At 31.2% G+C, this 22,050-nt stretch carries 23 protein-coding genes, 3 tRNA genes, 2 pseudogenes and 1 CRISPR repeat array; of the genes and pseudogenes, 5 read left to right on the top strand and 23 right to left on the bottom strand.

The window, feature by feature from the left end; translation table 11 throughout:
- Positions 1-191: 191 nt before the first annotated feature.
- The 3 genes from JJQ93_RS11545 to JJQ93_RS13105 form a co-directional block, all read right to left on the bottom strand.
- Positions 192-1,289, bottom strand: a complete 1,098-nt coding sequence (locus JJQ93_RS11545; RefSeq protein WP_274893874.1) for an RNA-guided endonuclease InsQ/TnpB family protein — start codon at positions 1,287-1,289, stop codon at positions 192-194.
- On the bottom strand, positions 1,286-1,687 hold the full coding sequence (gene tnpA / locus JJQ93_RS11540) for an IS200/IS605 family transposase (protein ID WP_274894098.1): 402 nt from the start codon (positions 1,685-1,687) through the stop codon (positions 1,286-1,288). The genes JJQ93_RS11545 and tnpA overlap by 4 nt, the downstream gene beginning before the upstream one ends.
- Before the next feature lie 398 nt (positions 1,688-2,085).
- Positions 2,086-2,604 (bottom strand): methyl-accepting chemotaxis protein, encoded by a 519-nt coding sequence (locus tag JJQ93_RS13105; protein ID WP_503010262.1) that lies wholly within the window; start codon positions 2,602-2,604, stop codon positions 2,086-2,088.
- An 824-nt stretch (positions 2,605-3,428) separates the two neighbouring features.
- Between JJQ93_RS13105 and JJQ93_RS11530 the strand changes: the two genes are divergently transcribed.
- The 3 genes from JJQ93_RS11530 to JJQ93_RS11520 all read left to right on the top strand — a co-directional run bounded on the left by JJQ93_RS11530 (position 3,429) and on the right by JJQ93_RS11520 (position 3,687).
- Positions 3,429-3,518, top strand: a tRNA-Leu gene (locus JJQ93_RS11530).
- A gap of 14 nt (positions 3,519-3,532) precedes the next feature.
- Positions 3,533-3,608 (top strand) — tRNA-Met (locus JJQ93_RS11525).
- Between the two features lie 5 nt (positions 3,609-3,613).
- Positions 3,614-3,687 (top strand) — tRNA-Met (locus tag JJQ93_RS11520).
- Here JJQ93_RS11520 and JJQ93_RS13100 read toward each other — a convergent pair.
- The 11 genes and pseudogenes from JJQ93_RS13100 to cmr1 all read right to left on the bottom strand — a co-directional run.
- Positions 3,647-3,901: pseudogene (locus tag JJQ93_RS13100) on the bottom strand (recombinase family protein); the annotation flags it as partial. The gene JJQ93_RS11520 and the pseudogene JJQ93_RS13100 overlap by 41 nt on opposite strands.
- A 34-nt stretch (positions 3,902-3,935) precedes the next feature.
- Positions 3,936-4,759, bottom strand: a pseudogene (locus JJQ93_RS11515) (Rpn family recombination-promoting nuclease/putative transposase).
- A gap of 151 nt (positions 4,760-4,910) precedes the next feature.
- Complete coding sequence (locus tag JJQ93_RS11510) at positions 4,911-5,117, bottom strand: hypothetical protein (protein ID WP_274893872.1); 207 nt, start codon at positions 5,115-5,117, stop codon at positions 4,911-4,913.
- 129 nt (positions 5,118-5,246) lie between these two features.
- Positions 5,247-5,360: a putative holin-like toxin gene (locus JJQ93_RS13060; RefSeq protein WP_350494261.1), complete on the bottom strand. Its 114-nt coding sequence runs from the start codon at positions 5,358-5,360 to the stop codon at positions 5,247-5,249.
- Between the two features lie 435 nt (positions 5,361-5,795).
- Entirely contained in the window at positions 5,796-6,095 is a 300-nt protein-coding gene (locus tag JJQ93_RS11505; protein ID WP_274893871.1) for a hypothetical protein, read from the bottom strand.
- Positions 6,096-6,217: 122 nt separating this feature from the next.
- Positions 6,218-7,093, bottom strand: coding sequence for a hypothetical protein (locus JJQ93_RS11500; protein ID WP_274893870.1), 876 nt, complete (start codon positions 7,091-7,093; stop codon positions 6,218-6,220).
- 2 nt (positions 7,094-7,095) lie between these two features.
- A complete protein-coding gene (locus tag JJQ93_RS11495) occupies positions 7,096-7,620 on the bottom strand; it encodes a hypothetical protein (RefSeq protein WP_274893869.1) in 525 nt (174 codons plus the stop codon).
- 56 nt (positions 7,621-7,676) lie between these two features.
- Positions 7,677-8,759 (bottom strand): RAMP superfamily CRISPR-associated protein, encoded by a 1,083-nt coding sequence (locus tag JJQ93_RS11490; protein ID WP_274893868.1) that lies wholly within the window; start codon positions 8,757-8,759, stop codon positions 7,677-7,679.
- A gap of 4 nt (positions 8,760-8,763) precedes the next feature.
- Entirely contained in the window at positions 8,764-11,811 is a 3,048-nt protein-coding gene (locus JJQ93_RS11485; RefSeq protein ID WP_274893867.1) for a CRISPR-associated protein Csx11, read from the bottom strand.
- On the bottom strand, positions 11,799-12,908 hold the full coding sequence (locus JJQ93_RS11480; RefSeq protein WP_274893866.1) for an RAMP superfamily CRISPR-associated protein: 1,110 nt from the start codon (positions 12,906-12,908) through the stop codon (positions 11,799-11,801). Before JJQ93_RS11480 ends, JJQ93_RS11485 begins: the two co-directional genes overlap by 13 nt.
- A 4-nt stretch (positions 12,909-12,912) precedes the next feature.
- Positions 12,913-13,905 (bottom strand): type III-B CRISPR module RAMP protein Cmr1, encoded by a 993-nt coding sequence (gene cmr1 / locus JJQ93_RS11475; RefSeq protein WP_274893865.1) that lies wholly within the window; start codon positions 13,903-13,905, stop codon positions 12,913-12,915.
- Positions 13,906-13,970: 65 nt separating this feature from the next.
- Positions 13,971-14,734: direct repeats of the CRISPR family, unit length 30 nt; unit sequence ATTTCAATTCCTCGTAGGTAGGCTAAAAAC.
- A 329-nt stretch (positions 14,735-15,063) separates the two neighbouring features.
- On the opposite strand from cmr1, the gene JJQ93_RS11470 reads away from it, so the two are divergent.
- Positions 15,064-15,255 (top strand): hypothetical protein, encoded by a 192-nt coding sequence (locus JJQ93_RS11470; protein ID WP_274893864.1) that lies wholly within the window; start codon positions 15,064-15,066, stop codon positions 15,253-15,255.
- A 35-nt stretch (positions 15,256-15,290) separates the two neighbouring features.
- Here JJQ93_RS11470 and JJQ93_RS11465 read toward each other — a convergent pair whose 3' ends face one another.
- The 4 genes from JJQ93_RS11465 to yabQ all read right to left on the bottom strand — a co-directional run bounded on the left by JJQ93_RS11465 (position 15,291) and on the right by yabQ (position 17,597).
- The gene (locus JJQ93_RS11465) at positions 15,291-16,196 is read right to left on the bottom strand and encodes a Ppx/GppA phosphatase family protein (RefSeq protein WP_274893863.1); all 906 of its coding nucleotides are present in this window, start codon (positions 16,194-16,196) and stop codon (positions 15,291-15,293) included.
- A 41-nt stretch (positions 16,197-16,237) separates the two neighbouring features.
- A complete protein-coding gene (locus tag JJQ93_RS11460; protein ID WP_085112386.1) occupies positions 16,238-16,660 on the bottom strand; it encodes a S1 domain-containing RNA-binding protein in 423 nt (140 codons plus the stop codon).
- A 95-nt stretch (positions 16,661-16,755) separates the two neighbouring features.
- On the bottom strand, positions 16,756-17,037 hold the full coding sequence (locus JJQ93_RS11455) for an FtsB family cell division protein (protein ID WP_274893862.1): 282 nt from the start codon (positions 17,035-17,037) through the stop codon (positions 16,756-16,758).
- Between the two features lie 83 nt (positions 17,038-17,120).
- Positions 17,121-17,597 (bottom strand): spore cortex biosynthesis protein YabQ, encoded by a 477-nt coding sequence (gene yabQ / locus JJQ93_RS11450; RefSeq protein ID WP_085112388.1) that lies wholly within the window; start codon positions 17,595-17,597, stop codon positions 17,121-17,123.
- A 153-nt stretch (positions 17,598-17,750) separates the two neighbouring features.
- Here yabQ and JJQ93_RS11445 point away from each other — a divergent pair, with 153 nt between their 5' ends.
- Entirely contained in the window at positions 17,751-19,370 is a 1,620-nt protein-coding gene (locus JJQ93_RS11445; RefSeq protein ID WP_274893861.1) for a putative manganese-dependent inorganic diphosphatase, read from the top strand.
- On the opposite strand, the gene JJQ93_RS11440 is transcribed toward JJQ93_RS11445, so the two are convergent.
- From JJQ93_RS11440 to hbs, 5 genes are all read right to left on the bottom strand, one after another.
- A complete protein-coding gene (locus tag JJQ93_RS11440) occupies positions 19,362-20,003 on the bottom strand; it encodes an MtnX-like HAD-IB family phosphatase (protein ID WP_274893860.1) in 642 nt (213 codons plus the stop codon). The two genes, JJQ93_RS11445 and JJQ93_RS11440, sit on opposite strands and share 9 nt — an antisense overlap.
- A gap of 69 nt (positions 20,004-20,072) precedes the next feature.
- Positions 20,073-20,366 (bottom strand): sporulation protein YabP, encoded by a 294-nt coding sequence (yabP, locus tag JJQ93_RS11435; protein ID WP_014757749.1) that lies wholly within the window; start codon positions 20,364-20,366, stop codon positions 20,073-20,075.
- 77 nt (positions 20,367-20,443) lie between these two features.
- Positions 20,444-21,418 (bottom strand): SpoIID/LytB domain-containing protein, encoded by a 975-nt coding sequence (locus tag JJQ93_RS11430; protein ID WP_274893859.1) that lies wholly within the window; start codon positions 21,416-21,418, stop codon positions 20,444-20,446.
- A 68-nt stretch (positions 21,419-21,486) separates the two neighbouring features.
- A complete protein-coding gene (locus JJQ93_RS11425) occupies positions 21,487-21,726 on the bottom strand; it encodes an RNA-binding S4 domain-containing protein (protein ID WP_274893858.1) in 240 nt (79 codons plus the stop codon).
- Positions 21,727-21,770: 44 nt separating this feature from the next.
- Positions 21,771-22,046: a non-specific DNA-binding protein Hbs gene (gene hbs / locus JJQ93_RS11420; protein ID WP_013296814.1), complete on the bottom strand. Its 276-nt coding sequence runs from the start codon at positions 22,044-22,046 to the stop codon at positions 21,771-21,773.
- Positions 22,047-22,050 lie beyond the last annotated feature (4 nt).

The following is a 22,050-nucleotide window of genomic DNA, read 5'->3' as shown; positions in this document are numbered from 1 at the left end:
ACAAAACTGTGTCTAAATTTATAAACACTCTGGTTGCAGTGGGCGGTTATTTTTCTGGTGAACCTACTCCATCCTATAGAGGGTGGAGCTTCCTACTTCATAGACCGTTGCCTACTGCTATTCACAGTAGGTCTTACACAATCTCCATAGGCGTAACTTCGGGAGGAACCTTCCCTACAAAATTATTACTCTTATACTGCTATGACTAATTGTTTTAATCCTTCATACAGCACATTTATCGCTGCATTTACATCTCTGTCTATCTCTAATCCGCACTCGCATTTGTGTATTCTTACTGATAAGTCTTTTTCTACTATTTTCCCGCATCTTGAACATCTTTGTGATGTATATGCTGGATCTACTTTTACGAAGATTTTTCCCTCTTTTTCTGCTTTATACTGGAGATATTTGTCTAACATTCCCCATCCTGCATTTGCTATCGATTTTGCAAGTTTATGATTTTTCATCATATTTTTTACTTGCAAATCTTCAACGCATATGATGTCATTATGTTTTACTATGTTATAGCTTATCTTATGTAGATAGTCCCTTCTTTGATTCGCTATTTTTTCATGAAGTTTCGCTAATCTTTTCTTTTGCTTTTCTCTGTTTTTGCTTCCTTTCTTTTTTCTTGATAATTGTCTTTGCAGTCTTTTTAGTTTCTTCTCTGATTTTTGTAGCCATTTAGGATTTGAGTATAACTCTCCATCTGATGTTGCAGCTATTGAGTTTATTCCTTTGTCTACTCCTATTGCTTTTTCTCTTATGACTGTTTTTTCTTTTTCTTCTTCTACTTCAACTGACAGATTTATATACCACTTTCCTGCATGGTATTTTATGTTTATTGTTTTGACTTTTGTTGGATCAAAGTTTCTATGTGCTTTGATTTTTATATGCCCTATATTTTTTATGTATACATATCCTTCTTTCCCAAAGTTTCTTTTTGTTTCGCATTGTGGAAGTGTTATTGATGTGTAGTGATATTTATCTTTGAATTTAGGATATTTGGCTCTTTTGTCAAAGAAGTTTTTATATGCTCTATCTAATCTTCTCAACACATCCTGTAATATTTGCGACTGTACTAATTTGTATTCTGGATGTTCTTTTTTATATTTTGGAAGCATGTTCTGCTGTTCTTTATATGTAAGTCCTTTGCCATATTGTTTGTAATGTTTTATTCTTTGATCCAGTGAATAGTTGTATAATTTGCGACATAAATACAATGTATAAAAAAGCTTTTCTTCTTGTTCTTTTGTGGGTTCTATGAAAAAATGCTGACATGTCATCATCTTTTCTCACCTTGGCTTTCTATATACTGTTTTATAACTTCTATAGGTGCACTACCAGTTGTAAGAAGACAGTAACTTCTTGACCAAAAATATTCTTTCCAAAGTTTTTGTTTTATCTGCGGATATTCTTTTTTTATGAGTCTAGATGATGCACTTTTATAAGCATTTATGAATTTTGATATTTCAGAATTAGGTTCTGCTTTGAAAAGTATGTGTACATGGTCTTTATCGTGATTCCATTCTTGCAGTGATATATTATAATTGGATGATATATTCTCAAATATCTCCTTTAATCTATTTGATATGTTATCGTCTATTACTTTTCTTCTGTATTTTACAACCATTATAAGATGATAATACAATAAGAATACTGAATGATTATTATTATCTAATATCAGCATTATATCACCACTTCACTCTTTTACTCCTGATAATATTATAACATATAATTCCATGGTAGACAATAGAAATTCATCTCCCACCTAAAGAGAATGGGAGACTTCTTTCAAGCTTTATTAAAATAATCGAATCATTATGTTTACCAGAAGATCTATCAGAAGAAATTTTGAAGTAGAATGAAATACATCTTTCATGCTTTTAGAGTTCAGTCTAAGAGTATGCTTAAAAAATATTTTTTATCTTCTCTGATATTTGTTTGATAACAGCAATTGATAGAAGCAAATTATTGCCTCTATAAAATAAAAGCACTCCTGCAAAATAAGCAGAGGTGCGCTATAAATTCAGATTTTTTTCTTGAGCAAATCGAAAATAAAAAATCCACACTGCTTTTATAATCCTATAAATTCCTTGCCAATTCTTCTAAAAGTTGAGAAGTAGCGCTTAATTCTTCTATGGATGAACTAATTTCTTCAAAAGCAGTAGCTTGTGTCTCAAAAAATGAACTTGATGCATTTATTTTGTCAGAAATACTTTTAATAGATTCCTGTATTTTTACCAATATTGAGTCTATTCTACTTATTGATTCACTGCTGCTATTAGATAGCTTTCGTATCTCTTCAGCAACTACAGTAAAACCCTTACCTTTTTCACCAGCTCTTGCGGCCTCAATGGCTGCGTTCAATCCCAATAAATTAGTTTGTTTAGAAATATTCTGAACAAATTTTAAAATATCATCAGTGCCCTTTGTATTTTCAATAGCTTTATTTACTTCTTCCAATATCTTAGTATTAGAATTAACCACAATTTCGACTCCAGAGGAAACCTCTTGAATGGCCGAAGATATTTGCTCAAGCGATGATGCAAGATTTTCGGATAGTGATAATACTTTGTGTCTTTTTTCTAAACTTTTCCCCATAAGTAAAACCCCAATTACAGTATCATCGTAGTCTTTTATAGGGATAGCATATGACTTAAACGGCACTCCATACACTTCTTTCGGTACATCTTTTATAATGTAGTTTCCAGTTCTAATGGCTTCAAAAGCTGCACCACCTTCTGGAATTGCATCACCTACTTTTGCATTAATAGGAAGCTCATCACAATTTTTTATCTCCAAATATTTTTCTCTATCTACAATGGCAAAAGATACACTGTCCTCAAAAAGTAATGGTAAAAAAGTTGTTAACTTATTAAAAAACTCAAGCATTTCATCTTTAGATACAGTTATCAATTTTAGTCCTCCTTAATTCGTTAATTTTTTAACTTCTCATAAAGCGCTATAATAAATTATATAGAATTAACGACTTTTGTCAAATTTAGCTAATATTTTTCGATCCCTCATAGGTAAGCTAAAAACATTTATTCACATCTTTTGTAAAATTGTAAAATTACTTTCTTTTTATGTAAATTAGGCCAATATCAATCAATCATTCTTGATAATTTTAAACATCCCACCTTCCTATAAACCTTAAAAGTAATTCCTAAAATATCTCGATATCCTGTGCTTTTTGCCTTATCCAATGTAGACGACAAATTTAACTTTATATAAATATATTCTGCATAATTCCTCTAATTCCTTCTTTGTAAATTAAATAAAAAAACAATTGATTACTATTGGTCACTTTCATCATCAAATATGTCAAAATTTTATTGTAATCTACACCGAATAATATGGCATAAAGGTATTGACTAATAGTCTTTTATGTAATATAATTAATGATGTCGCTGGTTGATGTGATTGCCGGAGTGGCGGAACTGGCAGACGCACAGGACTTAAAATCCTGCGGGCCTTTAAAGCCCGTACCGGTTCGATTCCGGTCTCCGGCACCAATTGAATAGTACATCGCGGGGTGGAGCAGTTGGCAGCTCGTCGGGCTCATAACCCGGAGGTCGCAGGTTCAAGTCCTGCCCCCGCAACCAAACATGGCGGCGTAGCTCAGTTGGCTAGAGCATGCGGTTCATACCCGCAGTGTCGGTGGTTCGACTCCACTCGCCGCTACTTCCAAAGAACGGAAATCATCACCTATCCCGAAATAGAATTCACATTTTATTTCAGTTGGATAAACGATGATTTTTTTTATATATTTTTTCAGCACCTCCTTTATTTTTTGTGGATCGTTTAAAGAATTAATTACCTCTCTATCTGCATTGAATATTTTCATGATTATTTCAGGAGTAATAAAACTTGTTTCTTTTTTCCTTTCTATTTTTTTACAGATACCATGAATCTTCGAAAACCAATTTATCCTAATTATTCGATTTTTTTATCTCCTTTTTGGTAACTCTGTAATTTCTGCTATTCTATCTATGTCCATACCTTCTTTTAATAACTTTTTTGCTATTTTTATGTTTTTTCTTTTTCGCCTTTTTTAATTCCTTTTTCTGTGCCTTTTTCTATTATCATTTTGTACATTTCAGATTATTCAATCCTAAACATCCTTATCATCTCCAGAAAAACTTTCTCAATAACTTCTCTTTTATAAATTATGCCCGATAATATTTCTGCCTTAAACGCTATGTCTTTCTTTTTGTTTATGTCTAATGGAATATCTTTTATAGCCTCACACATCTTTCCAGATATTTTTCTCCTTCTTCTTTCCTTTTATTTTGATCCATCATTGGAAGAAGCGAATACAAGTCATAATAGTCTGTTTCTACAACATCAGTATATTTTATGTCGCCGACATTTATTATTCTGTATTTATAGTCTAATGTGTTTTGTTCTTCAAAGTCGTAGTTTAAGCTATTTTCCATGTTTGCATTATCTTTGCCTATATAAATTACTATCTGATATGGTAAGAGATTATGCTTTTCCATTATCTCCAGGGAATATCTAAGCATCCTGTAAGGCATCTTTTCGTCATTTTCTGATTGAAATTCTATATGAACAGCCACTTTTCCTTTGTCTGTTGTACATTTGAATATCATGCCACTGTCTCTGCGTTCTACTCTTGCAAATTCTATATTTAGTTCATCGATTTTCGTATATTGCAGTCCTAAAAAATAACTCATTATGTCATCAGACATATCAGAAAAATATTTTTCATCGTTATATCGTATTTTCGGCTCATACATCTTCCTTCCATTTCTCTGCTTTCTTAATATATAAAGACCATAAAAATATACAAAAAAATAAAAGCACTTCTACAAAATAAGCAGAGGTGCACTATAAATTCGGATTTTTTGTTTTGAGCAAAGCGAAAACGAAAAATCCGTACTGCTTTATTTGATTTTATTTGACTTATTATATCTCCCGGCAGCAATAATCCCTAATATTTCCAAACCAATACATACACCTATAAAAAGTCCTCTTGAAAAATCTCTAACTTTGTATCTTATGATAATTTCTATAAAAGAAATAAGTAAAGCACCTGCAAAAATAAGTTGATAGCCTAATCTACTATTTTTTAACCGCTTTCTTAAAAGCATTTATAAATCCCACCTTCATTATACAAGAACGAAACTTTAAAATGTTGTTTACTTTATTCTCATCGTGTTATAATATAAGTGAGAGTAATCGGCACCGCAAAGTGCGGTCGCCCAGCGTAAGTTATAAAGTTATAACCACTCTGGTTGCAGCAGGGTGGTTATTATTTTTTTGTTAAAACTAAGAATTGCTATGACGAACATTCCAAACATTATCATTAGAGATAATGTTTCATATGTATTCATCATAAGCAACCACTTCCCTTCGTGGGAAAGTTGCAACCACACCCTGCTATATCCGATTACTCTATCCATATAATACTACAATTATATAAATTCTACAATATAGAAAGATAGAATATATAATCTGCTTCTAAACCAGTAACTTTCCAGATAAAACTCTCTTTCTTCGTCTATTAGGCAATACCAGCTTAAGTAGCTTTAAAATAATCGAATCATTAAGCCATTCTCTTTTTGCAAGAAAACATATCAATGTCAATCTCTCTTGCTTAATAATTTAATAATCTCTCATTCTTCCTGATAAAAGCTAAAACGTAAATTCCTATATTATCATCGATGTCCTGCACTTTTTGCATTATCTAAGGTAGACGACAATTTACTACACAATCTAACAACTTTATATAACATAATTCTACATAATTCTTCAAATTCCTCCTTGCACTATAAATCTTTTAAATCTTTTATTATTTGTTTTATCAATTCTACAATCAGTACACCTATAATCGACCATTGTATAATGTTAAACTGAAAATGTAGAAAAACTCTTAAGAAATCTAATACCGTCAAAACCGACATTATTTCTATATATTGTTCTAAAGACATTTTGTAAGCAGCTTCTTTTGAATAATTATAATATTTTATCATTATTTTATTGCTAATATATATAAACAAAATACCAAGTATGCCTGCACTAATTAAAGGTACAACAAAATGCAGTAACTCTCTTACTATTAATGGCATCTGATCACTCCTGCCTTTAATTTTAAAACAAGCACTCAAATTGCCACAACCTCTCTTAAATTAGAGAGGTTGCTTATTTTTGATGATAAAAATTTACTCATAAGTAAATAAAATTTTAAAAACTATTTAGTTTTTATTAATTTACCTTTAAAAAGTTGGTAATTTCTTAAGTTCTCTCTATTGATTATTTTACTCCCTATGTTTACAAAATAATTTGCATTTAAAATTCTAGGCGTATTTTGACTAAAGTCAGATTCTATAAGTAATTTGATTTCTCCTTCAAAATTTATCATATTGGAAAATTTAAAAAAATGTTTTAAAGTTAGATTATCTTTCTCATTATATAAAAACAAATAACCATTTTCATCCAAATCCCACTTTTTAAGTTCTTGATTTACATCTCCGTCTTTGTTATTTAGTTCACTGATTTCAATTAATTTCAACTCTCCAAAGCCATATTTAGCATCTCCGCCAATATATATCTTTAAAGAACTTTTAAAAAAACTTTTAATATTATCTATCATATCATCTTCTAGTCCAACTAATCCTATCCAATAAAGCTGTTTTGGTTTATCCCTATTTTGCTTTGATACTGGCAATATAAATTCAAATTCATGAATGCTTTCATCTTTTGCTTTCCTTGATAATGGCTCTATTGCAGTTGATACAATAGTATCCACAAAATCAAATTTAAATTCATCCTCAAAATAATCTCCTATGTAAAAATTCCCCTCTTTATATTTAGGAAATAGCGGTTCTTTATTTAAACATTCATCCCTTTCGTATTTTATACATGGATAAAAATTAGTTATATGCTCAAATATTCTTTTAGCCTTATCAATTTCGTTAAATCTTTTTGCTCTTAAATACTGATTAGTTAAAGCCCCCCACATAGTCCAACCAGGTATAAAAATTTCAGTTTCGTTTATAACTCCCCATTTAATTGAACCAATATGTATAGGCTGGATTTGCTTAAAAATCAGTTCATACCACTTCATTCTTATTCCTCCATAGCCTTTGCATGGTAACGAGCATAAATTAATGTTTTTTCTAATAAATCTTTGAAGAAGAGAAGTGTGTCTATTTCATTTGCTAAATTAATAAAATATTCATTTAGCTTTTTTCGTCTTTCTTTCTCTTTTTTTTCTTTTAATTTTTTCATTTCTTCTGATCTATTATTTGTTGTATCCGAATCTATTTCCTTAATTTCTTTTTCTAAATCAAAAATTTCTTTTCCCAAGCCAGAAATTTCTTTAATTAAATTCTCATAATTTAAAGAATTCGTTACATACTTATCTAACTCTGCAATTTTCTTTAACAATTTAAAAATACGCATACTTTCCAAATTTATGTTAGGAGAAAATTCACAACCAATTTTATATAAAGCATATACCCACATAGCATAAACTCCATCATTAGAAAGTACACCTAAAAATTTATTGATTTCATTTGCATCTAAAATTTTCTCATCTACAATTTCAAAAGCAATTTGACTGATAACACTTTCTAAGCTATTCTTTCCCACCATTACTCCCTCCTGTATTTTATGAATCAGAATAATTGAACTTTAACTTTTCAATTTCAATCTAATTCATTAATTCTTAATCTTCCAAAACCTCTCGTTGTCATACCGCCGATACCTAAGGTTTCAAAAAAGTGTTTGGAATCATTTAAAGCGTCTTTTAGCATATCATAATCAGGTAAATCATTTGTTTTGTCTAATCCTACAAAAGTTGATTTATCAAATATTCTCAAATTGCCGTAAAATATCGTTCCCCGCGGAATTGCTTCTGAAGTAAATAATGCTCCTTCTTTTGCAGCACCAGTTATCGGATCTATAGATACGGATGTCCTAACCTCAAGGTTAGAATTCACAATTTGTGAAAATATCTCTTTTGATACAATAATAATATCTTCATAATTTAACATAAACTTTTCAATTTTAATTTTATTTAAGTCTATCGACATATTTTCTATTTTATATGGCAAGTAAAGCCATCCGATATTTATATAACCAGCTTCTTTATCTTTTTCAATTTCTTTTAATGCATAAACATACTCATGATTTTCATCATTATTAACTTTTAACTCACCATTAAATAAATTAGCATTTTCCAATATTTCTTTTGTAGTAATCCATTTAGTACCTAACATTGTAAATACAGGAAAGAACAAAATATTTAAGTCACTAAAATACATCATACCTTGCCAACTCATATCTCTTTTTGAATAACCAAAACCTTTGCAAACTATACAATGTCCACAATGACCAGTTTCTTTTTCCCTGCTTTCCTCTAAAGTAGCAGTAGATAAGTCATCATGTCCTGCACATTTTATTCCTGCATATCTATTGCCTTCAAATTTCACAACCCATTCTGGTGAATTTTGAATAAAAATTTCCTCTAACTTCTTATCTCTTCTTTCATTTTTTTTAATTCGCATCTCGTCATCTTCAAAAAATTCATGGATTTTTAGAGCCACATAATACCTCCAAGTCCCTGCTATACTTGAACCAGGAATTTTAGGAAGTCTATTTATTGGATCCCTCACAATTGTATTATCAACTCGTCCTATTGTATATCCTCCTGTTCCAACATAAATTGGGTCCATCGCCATACCATAAATTTTAACCTCTTTATCAAATTTATTTGTATTTTCACACATTGTTTTATACCTCCTTCAATGATTTATGCCAAAAATCAAACATATCTAAAATTAACATTAAATTTTCTTCAGTCATTTTATCTTTTAATTCCTTATAAAAATCGCTATTATCTGTATTTATTCCTAAAATATCAGCAATACCATTTTTTAACTCAACATCTTTCTTTAAATCAAGAATATTTATAAAACTTGAAGCAAGATGCTCCTTAAATTTTTCACAATCATTAATCTTATCATAAATTATAGAAATTAAATTATGCAATTTAGTAGTTCTAATACTTTTGTTATTCTTCCCTCCAAATAAATCCCTAAATTTTTTAAATTTGCTCCAATATTCTTCAATACTATATGGTCTTTGTTTTTTAATATATAATCTTCTCTTTCCACCTCTCTCGCTACTTATATCACTATTCTCCGCATAGTAGATATCATTTCTTCTAACATTTGCATCTAAAAATTCAAAATCAAAAGTATTGGGGATAATATTGATTTCTTCACTTTCTCCAATTTCGTCAATATCTAGTATACAGTGCATACCTCTATCTTCGGGGTTAATATAAAATTTGTATCCTTTGGAATGATTACCATAATATAAAGAGTAATATCTATGAGTATTGTTTAGCGATTCCTCAATCTTTTGGCATTTTAATATATCCTTAACTTTAGACGCTTTCACTTCCGTTATTAGTTGTTTTGTGTTCTCTAAATCCCTCCTAATTTTCCTTAAAGCTTCTATACCAACATACAGAGGATTTTTATAATTCTGTACTACTATACCTATATGAAGTGGTAGTTTTCCATAAACAAATTTAAAACTTTCATTATATTTTTTCATAACATTATCAATCAAATTTAGTACATACTCAGCAGGTATAATAAACTGCCAACTAATTGGAGTAGGGTCTATAATTGATAAATAAGGTCGATAATCTTCTGTTTTTGCTGCGCTTAAATCAAGTGACACACTTATATCTTTCTTATCCTCACATCGTTTTAAATTAAATTTTGTATCATTTGTCAAATCCTTAATATAAGATATCAAATAAACTTTGCCTTTATTAGCCCAAAAAACTGCTTCTCCATCATAATACTCTCCATCTGGGATATCTTCATCTTTACCGTTAATTTTTATATCTTTCCAAAAATATCTTTTTATCCTCTTATCTGGGATATCCGCATAAGCACATATATTCTTCTTTATATCTTCAAAAAACTCCTGAGTACTCTCCCATATTCTTCTCAATCTCGCTGGAGAAGGATTTTTCCGAAGAAGAAATTGAAGAATAAGCATAGATAAAAATTTTATGTCATCATCAGTTAATTGAGCCCACATTATTTTTCTTTCATTAAAGTCTATTTTTTGTTTTAAAGGTTTATTGTTGTTATCATCCCAATCAGATAGTTTCTTGCATATAAATTCTTCCCATCTGTCACCTATAGAACGTTCAAGTAATAAACTTTCTATAACATCATTTTTGACCTTGCATTTATGAAGAGATTTATCTGTATAATTTTTCAAAACAGTATCTGCAACTTCTTTGTCTTGATTATTTCTATAAATATCCTTAAGATCGTCTTTCAGCTTATTAACTTCTTTCATAAAATCAATGCCTTTTTGCAACGTTATACTATTTAGCATATCTCCATTTAACCAGTCATGCAATTCAAACTTAATTGTCACCAATGCAACTTTATCATTCTTATCTTTCAATTCATCCATCCAAATAGTTTCTTTACTCGTATCTTCAAGCCATTTATCAATCCTACCTTGCGTTTTTTCTTTTAGACATATATCACATATATTTTTATTTTCGCCACTTTTATCTTTTTCAAACACAAATCTTTGTCCACAAACCTGACATATACCAATTGCTCTCCTACTTTCTGATTTTTCTATGCATACATCAGTTTGTTTTTTGCTCCAGTCTACTCTTAAGAAATTTTCTCTTGCTTTCTCAAGAATATAACTTAAATTCATCAGGCCTCTTGAAGCTTTAGTAAGAAAGATTGCGGGATAAAACTCACCAAAAGATTTATCTTCACAAATTGCCAATATTTTATCTTTTATTTCACCTATATGTAACTCCGCAAGAGTGTTATCTTTTTGTGAATCCTCAACTAAATCTTCTCCAACTAATAAATATATTCCTGTTTCATCCCTGTATATTTCATTTCCAATGGGATATTCATATTCCAAAAGCTTCTTTATTTCCTCATCTATTTTTCCTACAGTTTCTCTATACCATTGTATTTGTTGAGGTTTGTAACCTTTTTCTGCTAATCTGAGTTTATCGTACTGTATACCAAGAATACGCCATTTGATGTTACTATAATACTTTTTATAATCCTCCACCTTTTTCTTGCTGTCTTTAAGAATAGTTAAATTAGATAATACGGCCTTAAACATTGTAGCAGTCATATAGGCTTGATCCCAAAGGGTAACATCATTTATTGGAAAACGAGAGTCACTTAAGAGTCTCGAATACCAATTTTTAATCTCCGTGAAAATAAATTTTCTTATTTTTTGCCAGTCAGGATTTGTGTAATAATTGTTACTAGATAAGAAGTTGTTAAGCTTATTGTAAAAGCAAATTCTTTGATCATCTAAATCATGCAACTCTACTTTTTTCTTAAAAGAACCAAAAGCATCCGAAATCCATAAATTACCTTTTATTTGTTCTCCAAGACTGCCTTTATCTATACCGGAATTTATGTTTTCGCATCCACGAAAGAAAACTTTTTTAACAAATTCTGAAGAACTTTTGCTACCTTGCATTATTTCTTTCAGCTTTAATGATTGAAAACTTAAGTTTACTTGTACAGAATCTATAAAATCTTTAAGTTGTTTATTAATTTGTTTAAGTTCGTTATCCAGATATTTATCAACATATTCTTTGTATGTCGACCATATACAATTTGAATTTGGAAAATATGGTTTCCAAAATGAAAATCCCACATGTGTTTTACCTAAATTAAATAACAATGCACCTATTTCCGCTTTTAAAATCTCATCTTTATAATTTTTTAAGTTTTCCAAATTCAATTCTGGCATTTCAACCACCCTTTTTCTTTAAGTTCCTCTTTTATCTCTAAATCTTCATTTACATAATAATATTTTTCACTAAATTCAAAAGTTCCCCATCCAAGTTTTGTTTTTGCACCTACACCATTTTGGGATATTTTTTCAATTGCCAATAAAATATTATTCAAATCATTTTCCGCTTCGCTTTTTAATATGTCATTTTCATTTAACATGCCATCAAACGGAATGTATATAATCTGTAATATCCCTTCTGTACTTTCAGGAACCACTTCATAATAAATAGGCTGTGTACCTGCTCTTTTCCTTCTATCATGAGGATTAAACACTTCCAGCGATAATCTATCAAAGTATGTAGGATAGAATATAGCTCTTCCTTTATGAGTATTTATAGATTCAATTTTCGCAAAATATTCATCATTTAATATATTAAAAATTTCTTCCCTAGTATTGGCTTTTCTTATATTTTCTAACATTTCTTTTGTTAATTTAATGCCAAATTCAAAAAGTAATAGTCTAAATAATGAATCTTTTAAATATTTAATAGTGTAAGCCTCATTCTCTAATCTTTTCTTATAATAATATTCTAAACTTTTCATATATTCTGATCCTGTACCAAAAATTCTAATATAGCTTTCTATTAAAGTTCGATTTCTCTCCTTGTCACCTATATCAATATTTTCATTAATTAAGTCCTTGAAAGCATTAGCCAAAGTACCTTTCCATCCACTTCCTCGCACCATTGGCACTTTAAAAGCTTTTTCTTTTAATACAGGATTTGAAATTATATAAAAATCATCATCATCTTTTGAAAAATATGGCTGTTTTAATTTAAATTTTGACCAAATAATAAATGAATACGGAAAAAGTTTTTTAATATATACGCTAACATTCTCACAATTATCTAAAATTCCTGATATATTCTGTATTTTGTTTTTATCCCCTATACAATAAATTTTATTGTCTTTTTTGAAATTCTCCAATTCATCCTCTTTGCTATTAACAAAACCATATTTCAAAATTATAAAAGGCTTTATGTTTTCTTCGCATTCACTTAAAAATTTATTTTTATCATTTTTATATTCTACAAAAGAATCATATGTTGGCATCTTACTACACTTCCTTTTTATATTCATTAAGCTGTTTTTTATATTTATCAACTATCCAATCAGGAATAGATAAACTGTCATATAAATTATTTAAAACAATAAGATATACAGAATTATTATCTTCTTTTTGCAAATGTGATACATAAACTTTAGAGGCATTACCTTTACTGCCAAAATTCTTTTCTCTAAACTTTTTTTCCTCATTTTTTCTTAGATGATATTTAAAATTATAGCCCAAAACCTTTTTGCCTGTGTGATAATTCATTCCTTCTATTTTATCTACTAACAGGAAGTTATTAATACTGCTATTTCTACCAATACTCTCATCCTGTTCTTTCACATCCTGTAATTCTTCAATTTTGATTTTTGCAAATCCAAATCCAAAAGAAAGTTTACCTCCAATAAGAATAATTTTATTTCCAAAAAAACTAATAAAATCCTTAAGATATGTATCCCACCAATATGACATAGTTTTAAGCTTAATCTTCAATCTATCATGACCATTGATATTATTCATGCTTTGAAAAAGAATCTTTTCTATCCAAAATTTGCTTTCTACGTCATTTGGGAAATTAAATTCTATTTCCTTCAAATTCAACTTATTAGTACAATACTCTAAAATTTCTATATTTACCCTACTATCCCATCCAGTACATCCAAATATTCGCGAAGGAACAGGCAATTCTAATTCATTTAATACATTATCAACTTCCTTGTCAAAGTTAAAATCATCACCTATATTACCATCCCGTATGTGTTTCAATAAAATATCCGGAAAAGTTTTATAATCTTTACTTAATAAACTATCTATAGGAATACCATTATCATCTAAATTTTCAATTTGACCCCTTTTGATAAATTTCCAATATACAGAAAACCAAAATCTCAAATTCCCTATTAAAGCTGAAGGTCGAACCTTCTCATTCTTTTGCCAAGCATCACCGAACCATAAAGGAGTTATTGTCTCAAAACAAATCTCAACTTCTTTCTTGCCCATTATAAAAACACCTTCTTTTCGTTTTTAATTACCTTATCTATTTTAGGAGGAGGAAATCATTTTATGTTTCAATCCCTTATAGGTAGGCTAAAAACGAAAAGCGTCCACCATTGCCACTGCATATGGCACATAGTTTCAATTCCTCGTAGGTAGGCTAAAAACATGTAATACGCCTTCCAGAGCGTACAGAAGGCTATGGACGTTTCAATTCCTCGTAGGTAGGCTAAAAACTCAATGCACGTTTTTTGACGAGCAAGGTCCTTTAAGATTTCAATTCCTCGTAGGTAGGCTAAAAACCTTTGATACAACAACGCCTGTTGGACGTGCGATGATGAATTTCAATTCCTCGTAGGTAGGCTAAAAACTTCTTTGCAGATCTAACATCTGCAAAGAAAAAGCATTATTTCAATTCCTCGTAGGTAGGCTAAAAACGTGGATTTGGATTGACAAAAGAAATACATATCCACATCGATTTCAATTCCTCGTAGGTAGGCTAAAAACTTATAAAAAGATTATGTTTTTATTAGAAGTTACTGTATTTCAATTCCTCGTAGGTAGGCTAAAAACTTTTAAGACATTAATATTGCCACAACTAATGCCATTATTTCAATTCCTCGTAGGTAGGCTAAAAACTATGATTTTTGTATAAGATATGTCTCTCTTAGTAAATTTCAATTCCTCGTAGGTAGGCTAAAAACCATTCCTCGTGATTGACTTGCACTGTCAAGCTTTGATTTCAATTCCTCGTAGGTAGGCTAAAAACTCTAGCACTTATAAATTCAAATTTAGCTTTATTAGCATTTCAATTCCTCGTAGGTAGGCTAAAAACACGTTCACTTCCTCTTATAAAGCCATTCTCTTTTTGCAAGAAAACATATCAATGTCAATCTCTCTTGCTTAATAATTTAATAATCTCTCATTCTTCCTGATAAAAACTTAAAACATAAATTCATACATTGCCGTCGATGTCCTGCACTTTTTGCATTATCTAAAGTAGACGACAATTTACTACACAATCTAACAACTTTATATAATATAATTCTACATAATTCTTCAAATTCCTCCTTGCATTTTAACTTTTTATACCTATATTGTATATTTTTATTTTGTTCACAATTTGTTTACAATTTTGTAGTACAATTTAAAAAATATCTATAGATGAGAAAATTCACTGACATAAACTACCATATCTATCCACAAGACATCAGAATTCAGATAAAAGACTTTGTCCAATATATTGAAAAGGACGAAGTTTGCCTCGTTACAGTAAACGGTTCTAATTACTGGATATATCGCTACGAAGGAGCCTTAAATGGTATAGATAATGCTTCAGTAGTAGTATTGGCCTGAGAAAGCTTTTAAAAATGAAAATGCTCTACATGCATTTATAGTACTGATATATATTTTTCTACTAAAGCACCTTCTAGATTGTCCCATTCGCTTACGGTAATTGAAGTACAGTTCAAAAGTTTTAAAATTGTATAGACTATTATTGTGCCAGCAACGATAATATCAGCTCTTTCAGGCTGCAAGCCATTTAAAAGTTTTCTCTCATCCAAGCTCAACGACATCATTAAATCCAGCAATCTTTTTATTTCGCTTTTACTAAGTACATATCCATGAACTAATTCTCTCGAGTAGATTTCTAAACCCTGTGACATGGCAGCAAGTGTTGTTATTGTACCACCTATGCCAACTATATCTGTAGGTATTTCTTGATTTTCGCTTATAAATGGCGTAAGCATATCTGTTATATAAAGACTTATATTGTTGTACTCATCGATCGTAATAGGATCATTCTTTATAAATTTCTCAGTAAGCCTTAAAGCACCTATATCAAAGCTTTTTTTCACAAGGTTTCCGTTAAGATAAGAAAATTCTGTACTCCCTCCACCAACATCCAAAACCAATACATTTTCTCTTTTTATTCCGTATGAGGCACCAATATATCCATAAAGACTTTCAGTTTCACCATCTATTATATCAACGTTTATGCCAAGTTTTGAAAGTTCATTTATAAAGCTGTCAGCATTTTTAGCATCTCTCACTGCAGATGTAGCAAAAGCATATATATCTTGTACCTTGAGATTTTCAGCATCATCTAAAAAAGCTTTTATTGCACTTGCTGTTCGTTCAATAGCATCGCTGGCCAATCTCCCATTTTTTGATACAGAATCACCAAGCCTCGTTACTTTAACATCCTTCTTTATGTGTTTAATTTCTTTCCCATCTACATCGCACATAAGATGGCGGACAGAATTTGTTCCTATATCGATAACAGAACACCTCATAATAGTCCTCCCATAAAAAATCTTCGGGCTTGCCCGAAGTTTTAATAACTAGCGTTTCTTTTGTAGCCGCCGCCTCTTCTTTTTGAATCAAAATTCTTTTTAAGCTGCTGCTGCCTTTCATCAGAATCCTTTAAAAATTTTGATATCCTTTCTTCAAAAGATATATTATTATTCCGATTGCTATAATTGTCACTGTCATAGCCTTTGTTGCTTTTTGCTTGTTTTGGCTTTGGCAAAGCCTTTTTTATTGATAGGCTTATCCTTCCGCCCTTATCCATAGAAAGAATCTTTACCTTCACCTTGTCGTTTTCTTTCAAAAACTCGTTTATGTCTTTTACATACGTATTAGCAACTTCTGATATATGGACTAGCCCTGTTTTGCCTTCTGGTAATTGAACAAACGCTCCAAAATCTGTGATATTTAGAACAGTTCCTTCAACTACCTCTCCTACCTGAAATGGCATATAAATGTTTATCCTCCCTCTTCTTATTTGATTACTAATATGTTTAATTATATATTAAAAAGTCATTTCTATCAAGCATATTAAAAAAATTCGCCTTAATTCGAGGAATTTTGTGCATCCTTAGCAGTATCTATAAACATTATCTCTCCTTTTTTGATAAGCCCTAATTTTTGCCTGGCTTCATTTTCGATAAATTCATCTGTCTTTATATATTTTATCTGATTGTTTAATTTTTTATTCTCCTCTTCAGCAGCATTTACCTGTGTAATAGCTGCATTCAATTTTTTATCCAACACATTTAATGTTATTTGTTGCTTTACAAGAGTAAATAATATGTACACAACAAAAAGAATCAAAAGAGCAGGTTTTAACTTCATTTTTCTCCTTTGTTTCATGGTTAACATACCTCTCACACATTTTTAGTCTTTTAAATATATTCGACATTTATTAGAAAAATCCTTTATTTTTTTCTCTTAAAAATATTAAAATGTGATATTGTGTTATTGATTAACTTACCAGGAATACCCAGTATCCTTGAAATATATCTTACCGGTACCGATAAAATTTTATAAATAGCAACAAATGGATATGACCCAATTTTATATACCCATATGACAGTATTTCTCATGACCTTATAAAAAAATAGCAACAATTTCATCACAATAGGACTTAGAAATATGTTGTACAAAAGTATTCCAATTAAAAGTCCAAGAAATGAGTAAAACCTTATTTCAGCATAATTGCTTACATATAAAAAAAATATAAATACGATTGTAGCCAATATCCAATAGATTATATCCCCTATGTCAGTTCCAATCCTCTTTGGCCTTAGTATAAATCTAAACAATTTATATACATCGTATAAAATAGCGATTATTATGCCACCATATAACATGACAAGAAAAGAATAAAGTTGACTCTCAACATTCATTACCATTTACATTATACCTCCTCATATTATATTATATTTATGTAGGAAATTGATATGATTCATTTAATGCGCCAACCGATATTCATTGATAATCTTACACAATCTTCCGTATTAAACTATTTACGAAGTTTAAAAATCTAAACAAAGGAGAAATTGAATATGAGTATTGTATTTGTTTCAGGACATAAAAATCCAGATACTGATTCCATTTGTTCAGCAATTGCATACGCTAATTTAAAGAGAATAGCCGACAAAATAAATGCGGTACCAGTAAGGCTTGGTCCTATTAACAGAGAAACGCAATTTGTTTTAGACTATTTTAATGTAAATGAACCACTATTGATAGACAATGTATATACTCAGGTTGGCGATATCGCTTATGACAAGCCACTTACTATAAGTGAAAAAGCACCAATGTATGAAGCTTGGAATATTTTATTAAACAACAATTCCAAGACGATTGTGGTAGTAGACGATGAAAATAAATTAAAAGGCATCGCTACTATGGGAGACCTTGCAAAAGCATACCTGACATCATCACACGAGCTGTCAAATTACACTATTCCCGTTGAAAACATCATAAAGACATTAAACGGAAAGCTAATATTAAAAAATGAGGAATTTGTAAGAGGCGACATAATTGTTGCCGCCATGCAAACACAAAGCGTAGTAAGCAGAATAGAACCCGGTATGACGTTAATCGTAGGCAACAGAGAAAACATACAATTAGAATCAATAAAAAAAGGCGCAAAGACTATAATAATCACCGGCGGCGAAGACCCATCTTCCGCAGTCATAGAAGAAGCGAAAAAGTTTGGCTCGACTTTGATAGTAGTCCCTTGCGACACTTTTGATACCATAAAGCTTATAAATCAGTGCTTACCTGTGTCATTGATAATGATCAAGGATGACATTGTCACATTTAAAGACAGTGATTACATAGATGATGTAAGACAGACGATGTTAAAATACAGATATAGAAATTTCCCTGTAGTTGATGATGAAGGAAAAATATTGGGTCTATTGGCAAGACGCCACATATTGGACTATGAAAGAAAGAAAATAATACTTGTTGATCACAACGAATTGTCTCAAGCTGTTGACGGGATAGAAGATGCTACTATCCTTGAAATCATTGACCACCACCGAGTTGGCGGCATTGAAACAAATCAACCTATACTGTTTAGAAATCAGCCTGTAGGATGTTCTTCTACAATAATCAATAAGATCTATGAAGAGAGAGGTATAACGCCAGACAAGCGTATTGCAGGACTCATGTGTGCAGCCATATTATCAGACACCCTTGTATTCAAATCTCCAACATGCACACCCGAAGATATAAGAGCGGCAAAAAAATTAGCTGAAATAGCTGAGATAGATATAGAGTCTTTCGGCAAAGAGATGTTTGAAGCCGGCACATCCTTAAAAGGCAAAACAGTTGAAGAGATATTTTATACCGACTTTAAAGAATTTTTAATCGGCAACTTAAAAGTTGGCATAGGACAAGTCAATACACTGTCAAGCATCGGAAATCTTAAAGATGATCTTCTTAAATTCATGGAAGAGGAAAGAAAAAACAAAAGCTTTGATATGCTTTTGCTAATGCTGACAGATATAATCAACGAGGGCTCTTTGTTCTTATTTGCAGGCAATCACAAAGAGTTATTAGAAAGAGCATTTAACATAAATATCGATGACAATCATTTTTACCTACCATACGTCATATCGAGGAAAAAGCAAGTTGTACCTCCAATAGCAAAAGCGATAAACTTAAAGTAGTTTATCGCTTTTTTCTAAATATTCTATGATGTCTCTAAAATCTCCAAATGGAACAAATGGAATGCCATTGTCCTCACAGTATTTTAATAACACACCTTTTGCAAAAAGCAAATCGGCATGTTTTGAAATGCAAATATCAGAGTAACCATCGCCAATATAGATAATCCGCGTGTTTTCATTCTTATACTTTTTTAAGATGTCCAACTTACAAGAACCACATTTATCGCAATCATCAGATGTATTAAATGATGCCACAATTTTACCGTCGCGAAAATCAAGCTTATTGCTAAAATACTCTATGCCAATATTGTATTTATCTAAGACAGTCCTTATGTTGAAGTCATAGCCATCGCTGACTATTATAACTTTATAGCCTCTATCTTTGCAAAACTCCATGAAATCTTTAAAGTATAAATCTATTTCCATCGTCAAAAGCAATGATTTCAATTTTTCTTCATCCATGTCCATAAGCTTAAATGTCTCTAATGCACATTCTTCCGTAGTTATCTTGCCTTCTTCCCAATCTTTCTCTATCTCTTGCCAGCCGTCTTTAGCAAAAGCCTTTACCATCGCATAACACGTGTCTTCTTTTGTTATTGTTCCATCAAAATCTACAAGCACATAAGTATCCATAAAGCATATCCCCTTTAAATCATCTATTATTATAATACATGATTTAAAGGAATACATCAATTCTCAAATTCATCTAAACATCCTGCTTAAAAAGCCGCCAGATTTACCCATTAATCCGCCTCTATCGCTGTAAACAATACTTATAAGTTCGCCATCTATTGATACATTTCCATCGTCCAAATTCAGCTTATTTATGTGAAGTTCTTGGCCTTTAATCGTGAGAATACCCATTGATGTTTCCAGCACAACAGTTTCATCATCAAAACTTACAACATTGTCCACGCCTGTTATTTGCATCTTTTCCCTATTTTGCACAGAGATATTTTGCGGTTTGTTGATGTTTGTCCCTTTTCTATCATCCATCATAACACCTCCTCTTTTAGAATAATTTTATGTCCACATCAATTTTTTAGAACAAAAAAGAGAGCTTTTGGCTCTCTTCACTTCCAAAGTTTTACAATATTTATATTTTTAAAATAATGCATTATAATGTCACTGGCTTTAGCTCCATTTTTAGCCATCTGATATGCCCCCCATTGAGACATGCCAACACCGTGTCCAAATCCTCTTCCCTTTATTGTAAGATTACTTCCATCGTATTTGACACTGTCTAACATTGTAGACTTCATCTTTTCACTTCCAATAGCAATCCTAAAATCTGGCGCATTTACAGGTATTTTATCAAAGTCCAGAAGTACCGTCCTGCCAGATATTCCTTTCGCTCCTATCTTCACTGTTTTAAAATCGCTTATTTCTATGCCCATCTTGTTTAAAGCACTTAAAACTTCCTGCTTTGTAAAAGTATATGACCAATTTCTTATATTGGGAGGAGCTACTTTAATATCGTCTGATTTTACACTTTCTGTGTATGGTGGCTCACTTTTTTTATAATTAAGCCCTTCTTTAGCCAATGCCGTTCTGCCTGCAGCATCTGAATGAAACCATGCTTCGATGTATTTTCCATCGTATACCGCCACTAATCCCCTCGTGTCATTCACCGCTTTCTTTATATTCGAATTGATATTTGACGGATTCCACGCTTGCGCTTCTTCGAAATCAGTCGATATATCCGCATCTGTGTATTTTGATTTTTCATTATTGACAAAATTCAAGACGTAGCTTCTCGCCAATATTGCTTGTGCTTTCAATGCCTCAAGCGGCCAATCGTTTTTTATTTCACCTGCGACTGTTCCCATGACATATTGTTCCAAAGGCATTGTCTCTATTTTCCCCGTCTGTGTAATGTAGACTTTCAAGACAGGCTCTTTATTATATCCACGGCTTATTTTATCAGGTATTTTAGGAAGCGTTGTTTTCTCTTTTGTTGGCTGCATAGGCTTTTTGGCTGGAGTGCCACATGACGTAGAAACCAACATAAAGATAAGAAAAATTAAGATCCACTTTGTCTTATTCATAAAAAATCCCTCCCATTCAAAATTCATTCCTTTCTTAGTATGGGAAGGATTGTCGTATTTAATTCTTTTTATAGTAGCCTGTACATTTTATCAGCGTCATCTTTAAGGGCATGATCTTTTATATCTAAAACTTCCGCTTTTATTACTCTATTTCCAAAATTAATCTCTACGATATCTCCTACTTTTAAAATATCGCCTGCTTTTGCCACTTTTCCATTTACAAATACCATTCCCTTGTCACAAGCTTCTTTTGCCACTGTCCTTCTTTTTATAAGCCTGGACACTTTTAAAAACTTATCAAGCCGCATGTCCATCGTCCTCCAAAAAAACAATCAGGTCATACGACCTGATCTTATGCATTTACTAAATCTTTTAATGCCTTTCCTGCTTTAAATACTGGTGCTTTTGAAGCAGGAATCGTAATTTCCTCTTTTGTCTGTGGATTTCTGCCCTTTCTTTCTGCTCTTTCCCTTACTTCGAATGTTCCAAAACCTACTAATTGAACTTTGTCTCCTTGTTTTAAAGCTTCTTGAACTGCATCAACAAATGCATTTAATGCCTTTTCTGCATCCTTTTTTGTTAACTCACTTTTTTCTGCAATCTTAGTAACAAGATCTGCCTTATTCACCATA

Origin of the sequence: Thermoanaerobacterium sp. R66 (genome assembly GCF_028895185.1) — a bacterium.
In the GTDB taxonomy this organism is placed as follows: Bacteria; Bacillota; Thermoanaerobacteria; order Thermoanaerobacterales; family Thermoanaerobacteraceae; genus Thermoanaerobacterium.
This window is presented reverse-complemented; position numbering and strand designations above follow the sequence as displayed.